Raw genomic sequence first — 18,112 nt, 5'->3', positions numbered from 1 at the left:
GTTAAACCTCCACTCCATAGGTATCCCAGATGTTTGCCCCAGCTTTTTCGTTCGTTTCTTCTTTGCTGTCCGGCGAAATCAGCCGCTTATTTAATGCAGGCGGTGTTAAAGGGTGGCGCTTGATTCGGCGCCCTTCGTCTTCCTGCCACGCTTCCACAATAACGTGGGCGTTTGTTCCGCCGTCGGCAAAGCAGTTAATTCCTGCCGCCGGTATTGGTGACGGCCAGTCTGCCAGAGTGCGGCTGAACTGAATATTGGCCTTTTCTCTATCAAAATGTGTGTTTTCATGCTCACCTGATAAAAACGGGATAAAGCTCTTTTCTTTCAGCATGAGAACAACCTTTATGAAACTTGCAATTCCTTCCGCGCAAAGCGGGTGCCCGATGTTCGGTTTCACAGATCCGATTCCGAGCGGGCCGGCATCTTTTGAACGGTAGACGGATTGAATGGCCTTCAGTTCTAACAGATCCGTCACGACCGTGCCTGAACCGTTCGCTTCAATATGAGTAATGTCTTCCGGCTGTTTTCCGCTTTTTTCAAGAGCCGTCTTCATGACGGATTTTTGCGCTTCCAGGCTCGGCGTAGCCGGGCCTGCCGTTCTTCCGTCATTATTGACGGATGCCGCCTTCACTACGGCATAAATAGAATCTCCGTCTTCAATGGCCTGAGACACGGTTTTTAAAAGAACCATTCCGACTCCCTCGCCCAGCACGACTCCATCGGCGCGTTCGTCAAATACATGGAACGACTGCGCTTTACTTAATATGCCGCGCTGTTCAAATAATTTATGGGTTTCTTCTGATTCAAACAGGCTCACACCGCCGACGACGGCCGCTTTTATTTCTCCTGTTACAAGAGCCTGCACGGCCATATTCATTCCGACTAAAGCAGAAGAACAAGCCGTATCGAGGACAACACTCGGGCCGCGCATATCAAAATATTGAGACAGATTTGCGGCCAAATAATTCTGGCCCAGCGCGACGATCGGGTTTTTCGCATCCAGCAGTTTCTCTTCACCCGGTCTGTGACGGCTGCGTCCGCCGAGGTACACACCTATTGCTTCTCCCTTTATCTCATCCGGCGTATAGCCAGCGTGATACCACAGGTTAAGACATTCTTCCAGAGCGGCCAAAGCTTGAGGGTCCATTGCCTTTACATCTTCTTCAGCCAGTAAAAAGAAGTCCGGATCAAATTGATCAATTCCATCAAGCATTCCCGCGTAATAAGGCGTCTTCAACCCCCATCGCTCAGCCGGAACAGGACCGATAGCCGAACGGCCTTCAGCCAAAAGCGACCAGTACGCCTCTAAGGAAGCCGCCCCCGGAAACCGGCAGGACATGCCGACGACCGCGATATCTTCCCGGTGAATCTGTTTTTCGGCCGCCTCTTCTTGCACCTTAACGGCTTGTGTTACAATTACCGGCTCAGCCGGCTTCTTCATAACAGGCTCCGCCGCCAAATCAAACCGTTCTGACAAAACTTCTGTATATCCTTCAAGAAGCCATTTTGCGAAAGATTGAATCGTCGGATATTCATACAGAATGGACGGGTCAAGCGATGCCGAGAGATTCCGATTGATCCGCTGCAGAAGCTGAGCAAGGATAATGGAGTCCACTCCGTAATCTTGGAATAATACGTCTGTCTCAAGCTGATCCTGGTCAATCCGCAGCTCTTCAGAAAATAATTCTTTCAGCCATTCTTCTGTTTTCCTTGTTAATTGAGCGTTGTCTGCGGCAGTATCAGCGGTTTTTTCCGCCGGTTTTACCATAGCCGGGCTCATTGGCTGATCCTGCCTGCTTCGCCGCAGGAATCGCTCCGGCTTCCACAGCTTAGGATTCAGAACGGCCGGCAGCACCGGGCCTCTTGCTGATTCAAGAAGTATGCCGTCAAGGAGCTGTAATCCTTCTGCATTCGTGATGCTGTATAGCCCGCTCTCTTTATAAGCTTTGTTCGTGACTTCGCCCATTCCGGTTTCTTTCCAGTTCGGCCACTGAATGCTTACGATCGGCAGCTGCTCTTTGTATGAGTTTGCAAAATAGTCCATATACGCATTGGCCATGGCATAGTCGGCCTGTCCTGCCGAAAGTGCCGGTATCGCAGCTGACACAGAAGAGAACAAGACGAAAAACTTCAGCGGCTCTTCGCTGAGCACACTGTATAACGCCTGAAGCCCCTCTACTTTCGGCTCGAGCACGCGCTGTATGTCTTCATGGGTTTTTCTGATGAATGCGAGCGTCTCTTTATCGGTCACACCCGCGCAGTGAATCACGCCGCCGATAGGTCCGAGCGTCTGTTTGATCTGACTCAGTTCCTGTCTCAGCCCGGCTTCATCAGCTAACGGGACTGACAATACCTTCACTTGTACACCTTTGGATTCCAAGTCGAGAACAGCTTCAATTTTCGCTTTTACAGAAGCCGTCACCCCATTCAGTCCGCCTGTCCACTCACTTCGCGGCGGAAGGGTCTCACGGCCTGTAAGCACCAGTTTTTTCACTCCGTAATGTTCGGCAAAATGGCGTGCGCATAAAAGACCGATCCCTCTCGTCCCTCCGGTGATCAGAAGCACATGGTGGTCCGGAAAATCAATTCTCTCGCCTTGCGTATTCATATTTTCTGATCCGCTCAATACGGCGCGGTAGCGCAAGCCGTCCCTCCGGCAAACTTCCGCGTCATCAGTACGGGCATGAAACTCATCGGCAATCTGCTTCGCCAGTTTGTCATCCGAAAGCGCTCCTTCAAGGTCGAGATGCCTTGAAGACAGATGACTGTACTCGCATGCCAGCATTCTGTACAGCCCGGCCCGTTTTGCTCCCGTTATTTGATTGGCCTTTTTCCCCATTGACTCAAGGTCTTGCGTGACACAAAGCAGTGTTATCCCTTCTTTATGCCCATACTCAATCAATTGCTGAAGCCATTTGATACCGGTCATATCTCCAGAAGCTTCTTCTTTCGCTGCGCCGAGAAGGTCGATGACTCCGCCAAACGCCTGCCAGTCATATTCACCGGTAAGGTCTGATGTTGTGATAATACGGTGATTCGGCATATGCGCTGCGATCTCTTCTGCGAGATTGATCGTGTCCCCGCCTGTCAAAATCGCAACGGAACGTGGGCACGGTTCACGCAGTTCGAGCGGGCTCGGTTCCCATTGTTTTGTCAGAATACGTTTCATCCGTTCCTCTGTATGGACCTTATTTTTGTCAGGATTCTCAGGCACCCAATACGTGTCTTTTGCGAACGGATAAGACGGAAGACTGAGTAAACGCGGCGTACCTTTTTCATACAGCCGGTTCCAATTCAACACGCCGCCTTTCACCCATACCTCTGCCAGCTTGGCGAATTTGCCTTTTCTGATCCAGGCATCAATGACGATGTCCATATCTTCATCTGCCGTGAACAAGGCAAACGTATCTTTATTGCGGTTGGACTGGCCGGTATACAGCCCGGCGATGTTTTTCTCATTTTCCATAAATGCTTCCAGCTTTGTTTCCAATTCCGCCATCGTCGCTGCAAGAATGGCCAGGCGCTCTTCCATTTCGTCCCTTCCGGTTTGCAGCGTATAAGCGACGCCCGCCAAGTCTTGATCTGTATACGGCGTTTGACGGATCGCTTTTTGCAGCTGCTGCGCCTGTTCAAACAGTTTGTCTTTTGATTTGGCGGACAAAAGGATGATTGCCGGATTTTCCGGGCTGTGCTCAGGCTGAGCGGCTGCTTTCGGGACATACTCTTCAATGACGATATGAGCGTTGACCCCGCCGATGCCAAATGAGCTGACCCCGGCCCGGCGCGGAATCGCAATTCCGTTTCTATCTTTCGCTGCCGTCCATTCCTGAGTTTCCCGCACAATGTAGAAAGGACTGTCATCGAGCTGAATGTACGGATTGATCGTTTCGCAATGCAGGCTTTTCACCAGCGTTTTGTGCTTCATTTGCAAAAGCACTTTCATGACGCCTGATACTCCCGCGGCAAGCTCTAAATGGCCGATATTGCTCTTGACCGAACCGATGCCGCAGCGGTGATCGGAGACTTCGGGCTCTTGATTTGTTTTCGCCAGCTCGTGAAACGCCGCTTTCAAACCGTTTATTTCAATCGGGTCGCCCAATTCCGTTCCTGTACCGTGCGCTTCAATATACGTGACGGTGCTCGGGTCCACTCCCGCTTTCCGATATGCTTTCACCAATAAATCAGCCTGCAGTTTCGGATTCGGCGAGGTTAACGTATTCGCCCGGCCGCCGTGGTTTTCAGCCGTACCGCGGATCACGCCGTAAATCGGATTGCCGTCACGTTCTGCATCTGTCAGTTTCTTCAGCATCAGAATTCCCGCGCCTTCTCCTCTGACATACCCGTTGGCATCTTTGGAGAAGGTTTTGCATTTTCCGTCTTTGCTGAGCATGCCTGCTTTGCTGTAGCTGATATGCGCTTCTTCCGTCAGAATCGTGTTGATTCCCCCGGCAATCGCCATGTCGCATTCTCCGTTTTCTATAGCGGATACCGCCCGGTGAATCGCAACAAGCGAGCTTGAACATGCCGTTTCAATCGGCTCGCTCGGCCCGTGAAGATTTAACAAATAGCTTAAACGGTTCGGACCGATGGAAGGAATCATGCTGCCTGTCGCCGCATGTCCTTCCGGCGCAAGACCTGCCCTTGTGAACAAATCTTTATAACCGGTATTTCCGGTGCCGATAAAGACGCCCGTATTTGTGCCGGAAAGACTTTCCGGCTTACAGCCCGCATCTTCTATCGCCCGCCATGCATAAGTCAATAACAGCCGCTGCTGCGGATCTAAATATTGGGCTTCCCGCGGTGAAATCCCAAAGAACAGCGGATCAAATTCAGCTATTCCGTCGATAAAGCCGCCCCACTTGATATTCGTTTTGTTCCTTTCAAGATTCGGGTCGCCATCAAACGCTTGCCAATCCCAGCGTTCTTTCGGAATGGTTGTGATAGAATCTTTTCCTTCTTTCAGATTGCGCCAAAATTCCTCTATATCCTTCGCGCCCGGGAATCGGCCGCTGATTCCGACAATGGCAACAGGGTCCAAGCGGCGCGGCTCTTGTGTCGCTGCCCTAGCGTTCATTACCGCTGCGAAGCGCTTTTTCCGATGCATTTTCGGTTTTTGGGCTTTTGGCTGCTCTTTTTTCGGAGACTCCTTCTTCTTTTCGCCGAAACGGCCCGGATGCTCTTTTGCCAAATATCCGGCGAGATTGCTGATCGTCCCGTGCTCGAAGAAGATCGTCGGCGCCAGCTCCAGCTGATACGCTTCATTTAATTGATTCGTAAAGACGGTAAAGGATACGGAATCAAAACCATATTCACTCAGTTCCGTATCTGTATCAATGTCCTCACGGTCAACTTTTAAAATGCCGCTTACCATGGCTGTCAAAGCGGTGTGAAGCGCTTGAAGAGATTCTTCTGCATCGTGTTTTTCTTCCGGCTGAAAAGGAAGACCTGCTTCTGTTTCATCCGTCAAATACTCTGCTAAACTGCGGATCGTCCCGTGCTCGAAGAAGATCGTCGGCGCCAGCTCCAGCTGATACGCTTCATTTAATTGATTCGTAAAGACGGTAAAGGATACGGAATCAAAACCGTATTCACTCAGTTCCGTATCAATATCAATCTCGTCTTGGCCGACTTTTAAAATTGAACTGACCAATCTGATAAGCGCACCGTGCCATTTGTCTCCCGAAACGGCGGATACAGGCTCTATTTTCTCCACCTGCGGCTTTTCAGTTTCAGAAACGGACAGGAACGACTGTTTTAATTTTGCTGCGTCTCCTTCAGCTGCTAAAAGCTGCGGCTTTTCCTGAGCCATTCCTTCATAAAATGCGGCCAGGCCTGACGCCTTTTGAAGCGGAACCATGCCGAAAGCTTTTTTCATCATTCTTTCCGTCTCGTCTCCCGCCTGCATACCGCCATCTTTCCACAGCGTCCAGTTAAAGGCGATCGTTTTTCCGTGCCGCAAGCCATTCTCCGTAAGGGATTGCCTGTAAGCGGCGTATGCATCCATAAACGCGTTGCCGGCGGCATAATCAGCCTGCCCGACATTGCCGAGAACGCCGGAAACACTGGAGAACAATACGAAAAAGTCAAGATTGCAGTCTTTGCTGGCTTCATCTAAATAAGCGGTGCCGATCACTTTCGGATCAAGCACTTCCCTGAACTCTTCCTTCGTTTTTTGCAGCAGGAAACGGTCTTGAATCACTCCCGCTGCGTGAATAATTCCGTTAAGCTCCCCGAATTCCGCCGTAATCTCTTTTATCAGCGCTTCATTTTCCCGCCGGTCTGCCGCATTCAGCTTTTTGTAGACGACATTTGCGCCTGAGTCCTGAAGTATAGCAAGCTCACGCTGTTTGGCTTCTGTCAGATTTGAGCGGCCGGTCAGAATGATTTTCGGGTGTTTTACGCGACCTGCGATTTCTTTTGCGAACATCAACCCCAGGCTTCCTGCGCCTCCGGTAATCAGATATACGCCTTCGTCCTTCCAGACGGCGCCGCCACCTGCAGGATGCATTTCTTCCCAAGCCTTCACATGCCGTTTTTCTCCTGTATAACGGATATGTTTATCATGCGGCCGATGACTGTCGTTTTTCAGTTTTTGAGCGACAGCCGGCATTTCGCCGATTGATCCCATCTCGATGAGCTGACAGTTAAGTTTTCCGTATTCCAGCTCGGCTGTTTTTAACAAACCTGTTAACCCCGCAAACAATTGCTGGCTGCCGTCTGCTGAAATAACGGTCTGAACCAGAATGCGGCCCTGCCTTTTTTCGCTGATGATCCGCCGGATGTGTTCAGCGATTGTCTGCGCAAAGCTTTGGAAGCGTTCAGCGGCTGTTTCACCCTCACCTTCTGCAATCAGCAGTTCGGCGTCTTTCAGGCCGGATGCCGCTTCATCTTTTATACGGCAGGCATCTTCACAAAGTATGATCAAATGTTCATCAGCATGGACAGAAGATTCCTCGGATGCGGCGGTTTCTATCCAGACCGGAGCAAACAAGACCTTTTCCGAGCCTGATGGCCGCTGAGCCGATTCTGCATCGCCTTCAAGCACTCTCGTAGAGAATCCTCTCACCTTCACGCAAAGCGCTCCTGTTTCGTCGAACAGGTCAATGTCGGCTTTCTGCACGGAATCACCGGTTTGATATCCTTCGCTGAAGCGTGCATGCGCCCGCATAGTCGGTGTGCATGCTTTGATGACTTCAAGGTATTCCAGCGCAAACGGCAGAATCAGCTTTTGTCCGGAAAACTCCTGCATAATGCAGATCGTCGCCGTCTGAATAGCCGAATCAATGATGCTCGGATGAAGCGTAAATTGTCCGTTCGTATGAGAAACAGAATCCGGAAGCTGTATGTCCGAAAGCACTTCTTTCTCGCCGATAAAGGCAGACTTAATGCCTTGGAAGGCTTTTCCGTGGAACATCCCCCTGCTCCGGCCTTCCCGATAAAAGGCCGCCGGATCAAGAATGTCCGCTGTGCATCTGTTTTGTATGGCAGAAAGGTCGGCCTCAGGCTCTCGTTCAGCCTTTATGATTTCAGCCCGTCCTTGGCTGTGCAGCACTTCTTCATCGTCAGCGTTTACGCTGTAAATGTCATATGAGATGATGCCGTCCTCTTCAGGGAACAGCGCAATATGGACTTGGCGCTCTTGTTCGTGAACGACGATCGGTTTCATCCAGACGGTATGATGGAGCGTTATTCTGTCTTGGTCTTTTAATAAGCCGCCAAGCGCCCGTTTTACCGCTTCATAAGACATTTCCAAATATGCCGCTCCCGGCAGCACCGCTTTTCCCCTGACCACATGATCCTTCAGGAAAAATTCTGAGCCTGTAAACCGTGAGCTGAACCGCTGAACGGCCAAATCTGACGTGTTTTGCTGCACGAGCGGGTGTAAAACTGAGATTCCGGTGTGTGCGGCAGATGTTTTCTTTTCTGCTTTTTTCGGCCAGTACGGCTCCTTTGCAAATGGGTAGACCGGCACGCTGATCCGTTTCGGATGCTTGTCTTTGTAAAGCTTGTGCCAATTGATGGCAACACCTTTACTCCACATTTCACAGAGCTTCGTTCCTTTTCCTTTCGCAAGCCATTTCTCAATGAGTTCAGCACTGTCATCATCATCAGAAAGCCAGGCAATATCTTTCGCCTGCTGTTTTTCTCCTCTGAAGCAGCCTGTTACAGCCGGCTTATCATTGATAAAATCGGCAAGCTGCCGCTTGAGCTCCGCAGTGCCGCTTGTGATAAAGGCCGCGCGCTCTTCCATCGCTTCCCTTCCGACTTGGAACGTGTAGGCAAGATCAGCGAGGCCGGCGTCCGTTTTTCTTTCCAGAAAAGCCAGCAGCTGTTTTGCGTACTCCTTCAGACGATCTTTTTTTCTGGCAGACAACGGAATGATGAACGGACCGGCAGCGTCTGCTGCTTCGGATGCATCCGGATATTGTTCAAAAATCGCGTGAGTGTTTGTTCCGCCAAGACCGAAAGAGCTTAAAGCCATGCGGTGCGCTCTGTTCTCACGGGTTAACTCTTTCTTTTCTCCCGCTACGTAAAACGGAGAGTCTTCTAAATGAAGATTCGGGTTCGGCTCTTTGTAATTGATGCTCGGCGCGATTTCCTGATGATATAAGCTCATGACAACCTTGATGCAGCCCGCCATTCCGGCCGCTGTATCCAAATGCCCGAGATTTGTTTTGACTGAACCGATGCCGCAGTATTGTTTTTTATCTGTATATCGGCCGTACACCGATTGAAGTGCGGACAGTTCGATCGGGTCGCCGAGTTTTGTTCCTGTGCCGTGAGCTTCGACGTACGCGATCGTTTCAGGATGGATGCCCGTCTGATCAATGACCTTCTGAATGACCTCAGCCTGTCCTTTGACGCTCGGCGCATAAAATCCGACCTTATCCGCTCCGTCGTTATTGACGCCGATTCCGCGCAGCAGCGCATAAATATGGTCGCCGTCCTTAACGGCATCCGACGCTTTTTTCAAGAGCACGGCGCCGGCTCCTTCACCGCCGATCATTCCGTCAGCAGCCGCGTCAAACGCTTTAATATGCCCGTCGCTTGAAAAATTCAGCCCCGGCTGATGAACATAGCCGGCACTTGATTCCGTATGAAGGGTCGCACCCCCGACAAGAGCGTACTTGGCTTCGCCGGACTGCAGGCTTTGAAAAGCCGAATGCAGGCCGATTAACGAAGATGAGCAGTTGGCATGGACAAAATAGCTCGGCCCTTTTAACCCGAGTTTATGAGAAATCATCGTCGGAATCGTACCGCTTTGGGCAAGCACCCATGACACGTAGCCATCCGGCGTTTCCAGCTGTGCTGTCGTCTCCTCCGGCAGCAGGCTGCGGTAAGAGTTCGTGCTGGCAGACATATACACGCTTGTTTCCGGAATTTCTTTTGAGATATATCCCGCATCCTCGATTGCCTTCCATGAATGGAGCAAAAGCATTCTCAGCTGAGGGTCCATATATTCCGCATCTTTCGGTGAAAAGCCGAAGAAACCGGGATCAAACATTTCTTTCCCCTCTAAAACTGATTTAGCCGGAACGAAGCCGGGGTGATCAGCCAGTTCTTCAGAAACACCGGATCGGCGGAGCTCCTCTTTTGAAAAGAAGGTGATGCTTTCTTTGCCTTCTTTGATGTTATTCCAAAATTCATAATGATCTTTCGCTCCCGGAAACTCACAGGATATACCGATAACCGCGACACTGTCCTCATAATAATCGGGAATTTCTCCCGCTGGGTGTTCCCGGTCTTCTGTATTCACTTTCTTTTGCGGCACAGGAGCCAAAACGGCTTCTTTCGGTTTTTGTTCTGTGATGTACCGGCTGATGTCTTTTACCGTCGCGTATTCAAACAGCTCCGTTACACTGAATTCACAATCCAGTTCCTGCGTCATCCGGTCAGTGACAGTCACGGCAAGAAGCGAATCTCCCCCCGCATCAAAAAAGCGGTCATCAAGCTCTATATCTTTGCTTTTCAATACATCCTGCCAAATCGCCAGCACCGCCTGCTGGATATGAGATGATGAAAATGTTTGTGTGTCCGGCTGCTTTTCCGTCAGATCACGGGCAGCAAGAAGCTTGCGGTCAACTTTTCCGTTCGGTGTGAGCGGCAGCTCTTCAAGACGGATAAACGAAGCTGGCGTCATATAGGCCGGCAGCGCTTGTTTCAAATGATTGCGCAATTCCTTTGCAGACGGAAGCGGCTCTCCGTTTTTCAGGATATAAAATGCGCAAAGCTTTTCATTTCCGGAGTGATTGTTCACAACCACTACGCTTTCCTGTACGGCCGGATAGGCATTCAGCCGGCTCTCAATATCTCCGGGTTCAATCCGGTAGCCGCGGATTTTGACTTGGGTGTCCATCCGTCCCATGTATTCAATGCGGCCGCCGGGAAGAAAACGCGCCATATCGCCTGTTTTATAAAGCTTTGATCCCAGTTCGAGCCGGTGGCTGACGAAAACTTTATCTGTCAGCTCAGGCTTGTTGAAATACCCTCTTGCCAATCCGTCTCCCGCAATACAAAGTTCTCCCGGCACCCCTTCTAAAACAGGGTTGAGACCGGAATCCATAATATACACACGGGTATTGGCGATCGGGCGCCCGATCGTAAGCGCGCTCTCATTTTCCGTTATACGCTGCACCGCGGACCAGATTGTCGTCTCTGTCGGCCCGAACATATTCCAAGCCTCACTTTTCGTATCGAGAAACTGCTGCTTCAATTGTTCGCTAAGCGCCTCTCCGCCGCAAAGGATTTTCACTTTTTCTTCATTTGACCATCCGGAATGAAAGAGCATTTTCCACGTAAACGGCGTCGCCTGCATGATCGTCGGTTTGTACTCTTGAATCAGCTCTTTCAGCTTCCGTGCGTCTTTTGTGACTTCTGTCTTACAGATGTTGCACTCCGCTCCTTTGATTAAAGGAAGGTACAGCTCCAGTGCCGCGATATCAAAGCAATATGTCGTGACGGCAAGCAGTTTGTCTTTAGACGAAAGCCCCGGTTCATATGCCATCGAGATTAAGAAATTGGTCAGGGCCCGGTGCGGAATCATCACGCCTTTCGGTTTGCCCGTGCTGCCCGACGTGTAAATGACATACGCCAGATCGTCAGGTGTCACTAACCGCTTCAGCGACGTTCTTTCCGCGGCTGTGCTTTCAATACGAGACCAATCGCGGTCAATGGCAGTTGTCTGCACGCCTCCCCAGTTCAAGGAGTGCTCTAAATCAGCTGTCGTCAGGCACATTGAAATCATGCTGTCGGCGATCATATATTCCAATCTGTCAGCGGGATAAGAAGGATCAAGCGGCACATACGCTCCCCCGGCTTTTAAAATGCCGAGAAGGCCGACAGTCATATGCAATGATCGGTCTGTATAAATGCCGATGAGATCATCAGGGCCTGCACCGTGCGCCTGCAAATAGAGCGCCAGCTTCGTGCTTTTTTCATCAAGCTCACGGTACGTCAGCTTTTGCTGTTCATACACGACCGCACAAGCGTCCGGCGTTTCTGCCGCCTGACGTTCGAATAATTCATGGAAGCAGGCATCCGGATATTCACGGCTTGTCTCATTCCAAGTCTTAAGAATCATGTGCTCCTCTCTTTTTGTCATGAGAGAAACGTTCTCAAGCGGCATATCCGGATTCGCCGTCAAAGCTTCAGCGGCCTGTACAAATTGGCTGAAAAGTCTGGCCGCCCCTGCTTCATCGAATAATTCGGTGCTGTATTTAATCGTAAGATCCATGCCTGATGCTTCTTCCCACATTTCAAATACAAGATCATATTCCCCCTCCTGATGAATGTCTTTTATAAACTCACAGGAGAATTCCTTGTATTCATCCAGCATCGATTGATAGCTTGAATGCTGCAGAAAGTTCTGATAGAAAAAGGCATTGCTGAAAACAGGCGAACCGTTCTGCAGGGGTTTCGCATGCACATCACGCACCATTTTCGGAAACGGATAAAAGGAGTGATCCAGTCCGTCCAGAACGGCATCCTGCACCTTTTGAACAAAGTCAGCAAATGTTTCTTTTCGTCCGGCTCTGCTCCGTATAGGAAGCATGTTGAGGAAATGGCCGACCACTCCGTCAAAGCGTTCTTCAGGTCTGACCATGGCAGGCATGCCTGTCACAATATCTTCCTTATCCGTATATTTGCTTAAAAGCACCATATAGCAACTCAGCATGACGGTAGACAAATGAATCGAACGGGATGCGGCAAACGCCGTTAGATTATTCAGCAGCCGTTCGGGAAGACGGCGTGTCAGCGTATCTTCTGTAAACTCCGGAACGCTGCTGTCCGCGCGCATCGGCGGAAGCTGAAGGTCAGGCAGATCTCCCCCGAGCTGTTTCATCCAGTAAGCGCGGGCAGCTTTGCTTTCTTCACCCGCTAAATACCGCTTTTCCCAAGCCGCGATATCGGGATGAATGCCGGGAACGGCGGCCGTAAACTCTTCTTTTCCCTCCACCAGCGCCTGATAATGATCCAGCAGACTGTGAATAAATGTAATGGATGAAATACCGTCAAACACGATGTGGTGAATGACCGTCAAAAGATAATGTTCCGCGGCGGATTTTGAAAGCAGCCGCACGCGCAGCAAAGGCCCGCCTTCTTTGACAAACGGCTCTTTCACTTTTTTCCGTATCAGAGCGGATATTTGTGATTCATTGACGTCAGAAATATCTTCTTCCGAGAATACAAAAGGATCTGCCGCTTCTATGAAATAAAACCCGCCGTCTGTTTCATTCACGGCGCTTTTGAGCATCGGATGCTGCTTTAATACGAGCTGAAACGCCTGTTTCAGTTTCTCTTTGTCGATTCCGGTTGTGAATCGGAAACAGAGCGGGACATGGTATGCAGTCGTTTCAGGCGACATTTTCTGCAATGTCCACAGCCCTTTTTGGACTTCTGAAAGCGCCGGCGCCGTTTGCCGTTTCTCCCGTTCTGCCGGCGGTTCGGCTTTTTGGGAATGATGCTCCGCTGACATGTTTGCCGCTTTTTCAGCAGTATAAGCCGCTAAAGCGCCAATCGTCGGGTTTTTGTGCAGCTCTCTTGCCGTCAGCCGGATGTGATACGTTTTTTCAATTGATCTGGCGAGTTTCATCATCTTGATGGAGTTGACGCCAAGACTTTGAAACGGTGTATTTGGATCAACAAGCTCATCCGCGATGGAAAGTTCCTCTTTCAGAAAACGGATAAAATCCCGTTCAATTTCTTTCTCTGCAGAAGCCGTGTCTGAATTGCCGCCTTCTTGTCTGTTATTATGTAATGAATCAAATTGCCCTTGTTCGAATGAATGTTTCAGCTGAGTACGCTGGATTTTCCCGATTGCCGTCTTAGGAATGTCTTCTTTTGCGACCGGAAGCAGATAATCAGGGGTAACGCCGATTCTCTGTGTCACGTGCTGGTGAATGTGATGAAGAAGCTTCGTCATGCGGTTCTCATCCAATGGAACAGATGTCACAAAGAAAATCGCCAGCTCATCTGTCGTGCTTTGATTCGGCCGGACGGCGCATGCCGCTGTATATGACGTTTCAATTTCCGGCAATTCCTCAACGGCTGATTCAATGGCGTGGCTGTAATAATTCACACCGTTGATAATGATGGCATCTTTCGTGCGCCCCGTTATCGTCAGGCGGCCTTCACGCAGAAATCCGAGATCTCCCGTTTCAAACCAGCCGTCTTCTGTAAAGACACTACCATTTAAGTCTGGGCGCTCATAATATCCGCTCGTTACAGTCAGACCGGACACTTGGAATCGGCCGATTTCTCCTTCTTCCACCACTTGATTGCGGTCATCCGTAATTCTCATATTAAACCCCGGGATCGGCAGACCGATCTCGACGAAACGATCGTCGTCACTCGTGTTTTTCAGTGTAAACTCATCTGAGAAAATAACGCCCGAAGACGTTTCGGACATTCCCCATGCGGGACGGATGGCATTAGCCGGCAGACCGTGCGGCTCTAAAAGCTCCATAATTCTGCGTCCGACTTTCGCAACCGCGGCCTCCCCGCCGTTCAGCATGTAACGCATGGAAGATAAGTCCCATTTCCGTGTTTGAATCTCTTCTGCGAAATCGGCAAGCAGCCCAAAGGCAAAATTGGGGGCCCAGGTGACCGAAGCGCGGTAATGATCAATCAGGTCGAGCCATTTTAAAGGATCCATCAAAATGGATTCGCTCGGTATGTTGATTTCCTCACATCCGAGATAAACATCACGCAGATGAAGCATTCCGATGCCGCCGACATGGTCAAAAGGCATCCAGTTAAACGTGACATCCTCACTTGTATAGCCCTGCATCTGAATATTTCCTTTGACCATGCAGACGATGTTTTCATGGCTGAGCATCACGGCTTTCGGCGTGCCCGTGCTTCCCGAGGTCAAAAGCAGCATCGCCAAATCTTCCGGACGGGGATGATGACAGTCCGTATCCATTTCATGCTCACTGAGATCTTCTGCCGCCAAAGCGCAAAACCCGGAAAGCTCCTGCTCCTCCGCCCATTCAGTCATCTCCGGCAGCACGTCACGGCTTGTGATAACATACGGCCGATTCAAAAGCGTCCAGGCGTCTTTCAGTTTTTGCGTCCCGCTGTTCATTTCTGTATAAGCCGGAGCGGCCGCAAGCGGAACCGGGATCGCTCCTAAAAAAACACAGCCCCAAAAAGCAGGAATCAGCTGGGAATTGTCACTGAGCTGTAATATGACTTCATCCTGAGCCTTCACTCCTGATTGGCGGAGCCCTTTCACAATCGAAAGAGCGATCTTTTTCAGGCCGCTGTAAGTCTGATACACTTTGGTGCCGTCAGGCTGTATATATGTGATGCCCTTTTGATCTCCCGCTGCCGCGGCGGTTTTGTGCAGGACTTCAGGAATCGTCATCGGCTGATCCGCTGAAAGCCGCAATGGTTTTCCATAGCTGACAGATGGCTTGAGTAACCCGCTTGCCTTCATATCACTTTTCATAGAGCTGCCTCCATTTCATCTGTATGTAAGATGTATGTCTTATACTCCGTACATCGTCGTGATTCGTTTTTTCACTTCATCATCATGAAACGTCTCATCGTGCATGATTAACTCCTTCTCAATGACAGCCGGAAGCTGCTCGCGAAACGGCGTCACCAAGTGCCTTTTCAATGTAATTAAAGAGTTTCTCGGTTTTTCCGCAAGCTCACGGGCCAATTCCTGCGCATAGTCTAATACTTCCTGCCGCGGAAGCACCGGAAAAGGCACCCCTCTTTTCTCCAGATCACCGCCGCGGTAGTGGCCGCCGTTTAACAGCATTTCATGGCCGAGGCTTGCCCCAAGCTTCTCCGGAACGATAAAGGTAGCCCCCATTCCGGGGGTGAAACCGTATTTCATAAAGTTTGCGGTATACACGCTTTCTTTGCTTAAAATGACAAAATCACTGAAAAGCCCCATGACAAACCCGCCTCCGATTCCGTGGCCCTGCATGGCGGAAATGACTGGGATATCACATTCCAGCGCCAAAGAGTACATGCGGTCTTCCGTAAACTTCGTGATGCCCTGCTGAATCCTGAGCAGGCCTTCCTGTGTGCCTCCGGAAGCAAAGTAATGGCCGTATCCTGTTAAAATCACAGCTTTATAGACTGACGATTTTTTTATACGGGTGAATGCTTCCATCAATCCATCCGTCAGTTCTTTGGAGAAGGCGTTTTTATGGGCTTTATCCTGCATTGTCACTTGGATAATATCCGGTTCAATTTCGAGCAGTTCAACTGCGGCGTTCGGCATGATATCCTCCTAACTGTTCTCCGTTTCCCAAGGAAGCCGCCCCGTTTCTGCATAACGGAAAATGGCTGATTGGTTATCCGGATCTGAAAACATCGCTTGATTTTCGGCTAGAGCAATGGATTTCGAACGATGAACAAGGTCGTTTAAGGAATCCATGTATTTTTTATAGCGGATGACTGCTTTTTTCGACAGCGGGCGAAGGCGCAGCAAATGCTTTCTCAGCTCTGTTGCTGAGTCCGGGACGCATACGTCACAAAGTCCCCATTCAAGCGCCTGGCGCGCCGGCACGGGCTTTGTCATAATCGTCATATAATGCGCCTTTTGAAATCCGATTCTTTGAATTAAAAACGGCAGAACGCAGGCTGGATAAAGTCCGAATAACAGTTCAGATAAACTGAACGAAGCACTCTCCTCTGCAATGACGATATCGCAGGCGGCGGCAAAACCGACACCTCCCGCATTTACTTTTCCGCGGACGCGGGCGATTGTGATGTACGGCCCGGATTTTAATGCCAGCCACAAACGGTAAAGCGGCTCCTGCGATTCCGCATGCTGCATTCCCTGCCTCATTTTCCGGTACATCTCATCAAAATCCGCCCCGAAACAAAATACCTCCGGCTGCCCTTCAAGCACTACGGAGGTCACGGAGTCTTCACATTCAGAAAGAACGTGCAGGCATTCCTCCACTAAACACTCATTAATCGTATTGTTGGCTTCAGGCCGATCAAAGGTGATGAAGCAGACATTTTGCTGAAAACGGACGTTTATCGTTTCATAGGTCACGGGATCCACCTGTATTTCCGATGAAATTCCGTGATTTCTTCCAAATACAAACGAGGGCTTCCGGTATGATGGTCTAAAATGTTCGGAATCATATTCACATCCAATTTGACATTCCGGGTTCCAAACTTCACCAAACCGCTGCCTTTAAACAGTTCTTCATATTCTTCCATGGACAGCCTGTACCTGTTGTTCAGGTGCTCTTCTATTTTGAAAGAATGCTGCCGCGTTTGTCCTTCAGGCGTCACAACGCCGCTGTAAAATTCTGAACAGCACCCGGAGCCGTACGAAAAACAGCCGATCCGCTTAGAAGTGTCGAATGCCCCTTGGTCAATCGTGCTTGCAAGAGCCAGTAAAGAGGCTGCCCCCATAATGTTTCCGACTCTTTGGCAGTAGCGGAGCCCCGGCTCTACCCTGGTTTGAAAATCCTGTTCGATCTCAGCGTTTTTCGCTTTTGCAAGCTTGCGCATCATCGTCCGGTGAGCTCCTTTGACCATGCCGCCAAACGGTGTATGGAAAGCAAGATAGTGAAACGTCTCTTTATAGTCAGCGCCCGGCACACGGTTTTTGTACTCGTGAAATGTCTGTTCACAGCAATCGAGATAAGACATCAATGACAAGTCGGCGTCACCGGCTTCACTGTCCGGGATCGGACGGCATGTATCCATCACTTCATAGCCGTAATAGCCGTTGGCGCCCGCATCCGCCTGAAATACAATTGGATTTTCACCGATCAATAAGGCGACGGCACCCGCTCCGGCGCTCGGTTCGGCGTAAGACCAATCCTCGCTTAACGCATCGCCGCCTTCGGCAATTAAAAACCGGGAAATATCCGTCGCGACGACAAGCGCCTTCGCTCCGGGGGATGTCTGCGACAAAATAAAGTTAAGCGCCATCTGCAAACCCGCCGTTCCTGAATAACAGGCCTGCTTCAGTTCAAATAAACGGCAGTTCCGGTTGAGGCCTAAGTAATCATGAATATATGTACTGAGTGATTTTCCGAAGTCAATGCCGGACTCCGAGCAGGTAATCAGCAGCTCGATTCTGTCTTTTTCAGCCTCTGTCAATCGGTCGATAATCGGCTTTGCCGCGTTAACGCCGAATGTGACGGGGTCTTCGTACGGAAGCGCCACCGCTTTTTCTTTCATCAGTAAATTCTCAAATCTGGCAGGGTCTAAGTTTCTGTACTCCGCCAGCTGCATGACATCAAGGTATGCCGTCCCGCCAAACACATTTATCGCTTCTATTCCGGCAGCCGCCATGAACTTCGCCTCCAATATGAATTTTGAGTTTCCGATTTTTTCACCGTTTTATCAGACAGCCTGTACCTTTTCATAAAGCTTTGCCGCCAATTCGCCGATGTTTGACACTCCAGTCAGCTCAACACGCGGGATCTGCAGTGATAATTCTTCAAGCATCATCGTGATAATTTCGGCGCGGTCCACTGAGTCCGCCCCCAGATCAACTAACCGGTCTTCCTGTGAAAGCTGTTCGCCTTCTAAATCAGGCAATACCTCGTAGATTGTGTTCTGCAGCAATTCAAAGATTCTTTCTTCACTCATTGTCAGTTCCTCCCTGTTTCATCTTTTA

Annotated in this window: 5 protein-coding genes; all 5 read right to left on the bottom strand. The window is 50.1% G+C overall.

The window, feature by feature from the left end; translation table 11 throughout:
- Position 1: 1 nt before the first annotated feature.
- Genes ACWJJS_RS09685 through ACWJJS_RS09665 form a run of 5 tightly spaced genes read right to left on the bottom strand, consistent with a single transcriptional unit; the run spans position 2 to position 18,084 of the window.
- Positions 2–14,953: an amino acid adenylation domain-containing protein gene (locus ACWJJS_RS09685; protein WP_454023512.1), complete on the bottom strand. Its 14,952-nt coding sequence runs from the start codon at positions 14,951–14,953 to the stop codon at positions 2–4.
- 39 nt (positions 14,954–14,992) lie between these two features.
- A complete protein-coding gene (locus ACWJJS_RS09680; RefSeq protein ID WP_003154094.1) occupies positions 14,993–15,742 on the bottom strand; it encodes a polyketide synthase in 750 nt (249 codons plus the stop codon).
- 9 nt (positions 15,743–15,751) lie between these two features.
- Positions 15,752–16,525: an enoyl-CoA hydratase/isomerase gene (locus ACWJJS_RS09675; RefSeq protein ID WP_032874967.1), complete on the bottom strand. Its 774-nt coding sequence runs from the start codon at positions 16,523–16,525 to the stop codon at positions 15,752–15,754.
- On the bottom strand, positions 16,522–17,784 hold the full coding sequence (locus ACWJJS_RS09670; protein WP_454023511.1) for a hydroxymethylglutaryl-CoA synthase family protein: 1,263 nt from the start codon (positions 17,782–17,784) through the stop codon (positions 16,522–16,524). Before ACWJJS_RS09670 ends, ACWJJS_RS09675 begins: the two co-directional genes overlap by 4 nt.
- Positions 17,785–17,835: 51 nt before the next feature.
- Positions 17,836–18,084: an acyl carrier protein gene (locus tag ACWJJS_RS09665; protein WP_017417810.1), complete on the bottom strand. Its 249-nt coding sequence runs from the start codon at positions 18,082–18,084 to the stop codon at positions 17,836–17,838.
- Between the last annotated feature and the right edge of the window lie 28 nt (positions 18,085–18,112).

It is taken from the genome of Bacillus sp. JK106 (assembly GCF_053663355.1).
Note: the sequence above shows the minus strand (reverse complement) of the source record. Positions and strands in the feature narration are given on the sequence as shown.

Bases quoted from the DNA above. Each gene is read 5' to 3' on its own strand.
- ACWJJS_RS09685 (WP_454023512.1), bottom strand. From the start codon at position 14,953: ATGAAAAGTGATATGAAGGCAAGCGGGTTACTCAAGCCATCTGTCAGC.
- ACWJJS_RS09680 (WP_003154094.1), bottom strand. From the start codon at position 15,742: ATGCCGAACGCCGCAGTTGAACTGCTCGAAATTGAACCGGATATTATC.
- ACWJJS_RS09670 (WP_454023511.1), bottom strand. From the start codon at position 17,784: ATGGCGGCTGCCGGAATAGAAGCGATAAATGTGTTTGGCGGGACGGCA.
- ACWJJS_RS09665 (WP_017417810.1), bottom strand. From the start codon at position 18,084: ATGAGTGAAGAAAGAATCTTTGAATTGCTGCAGAACACAATCTACGAG.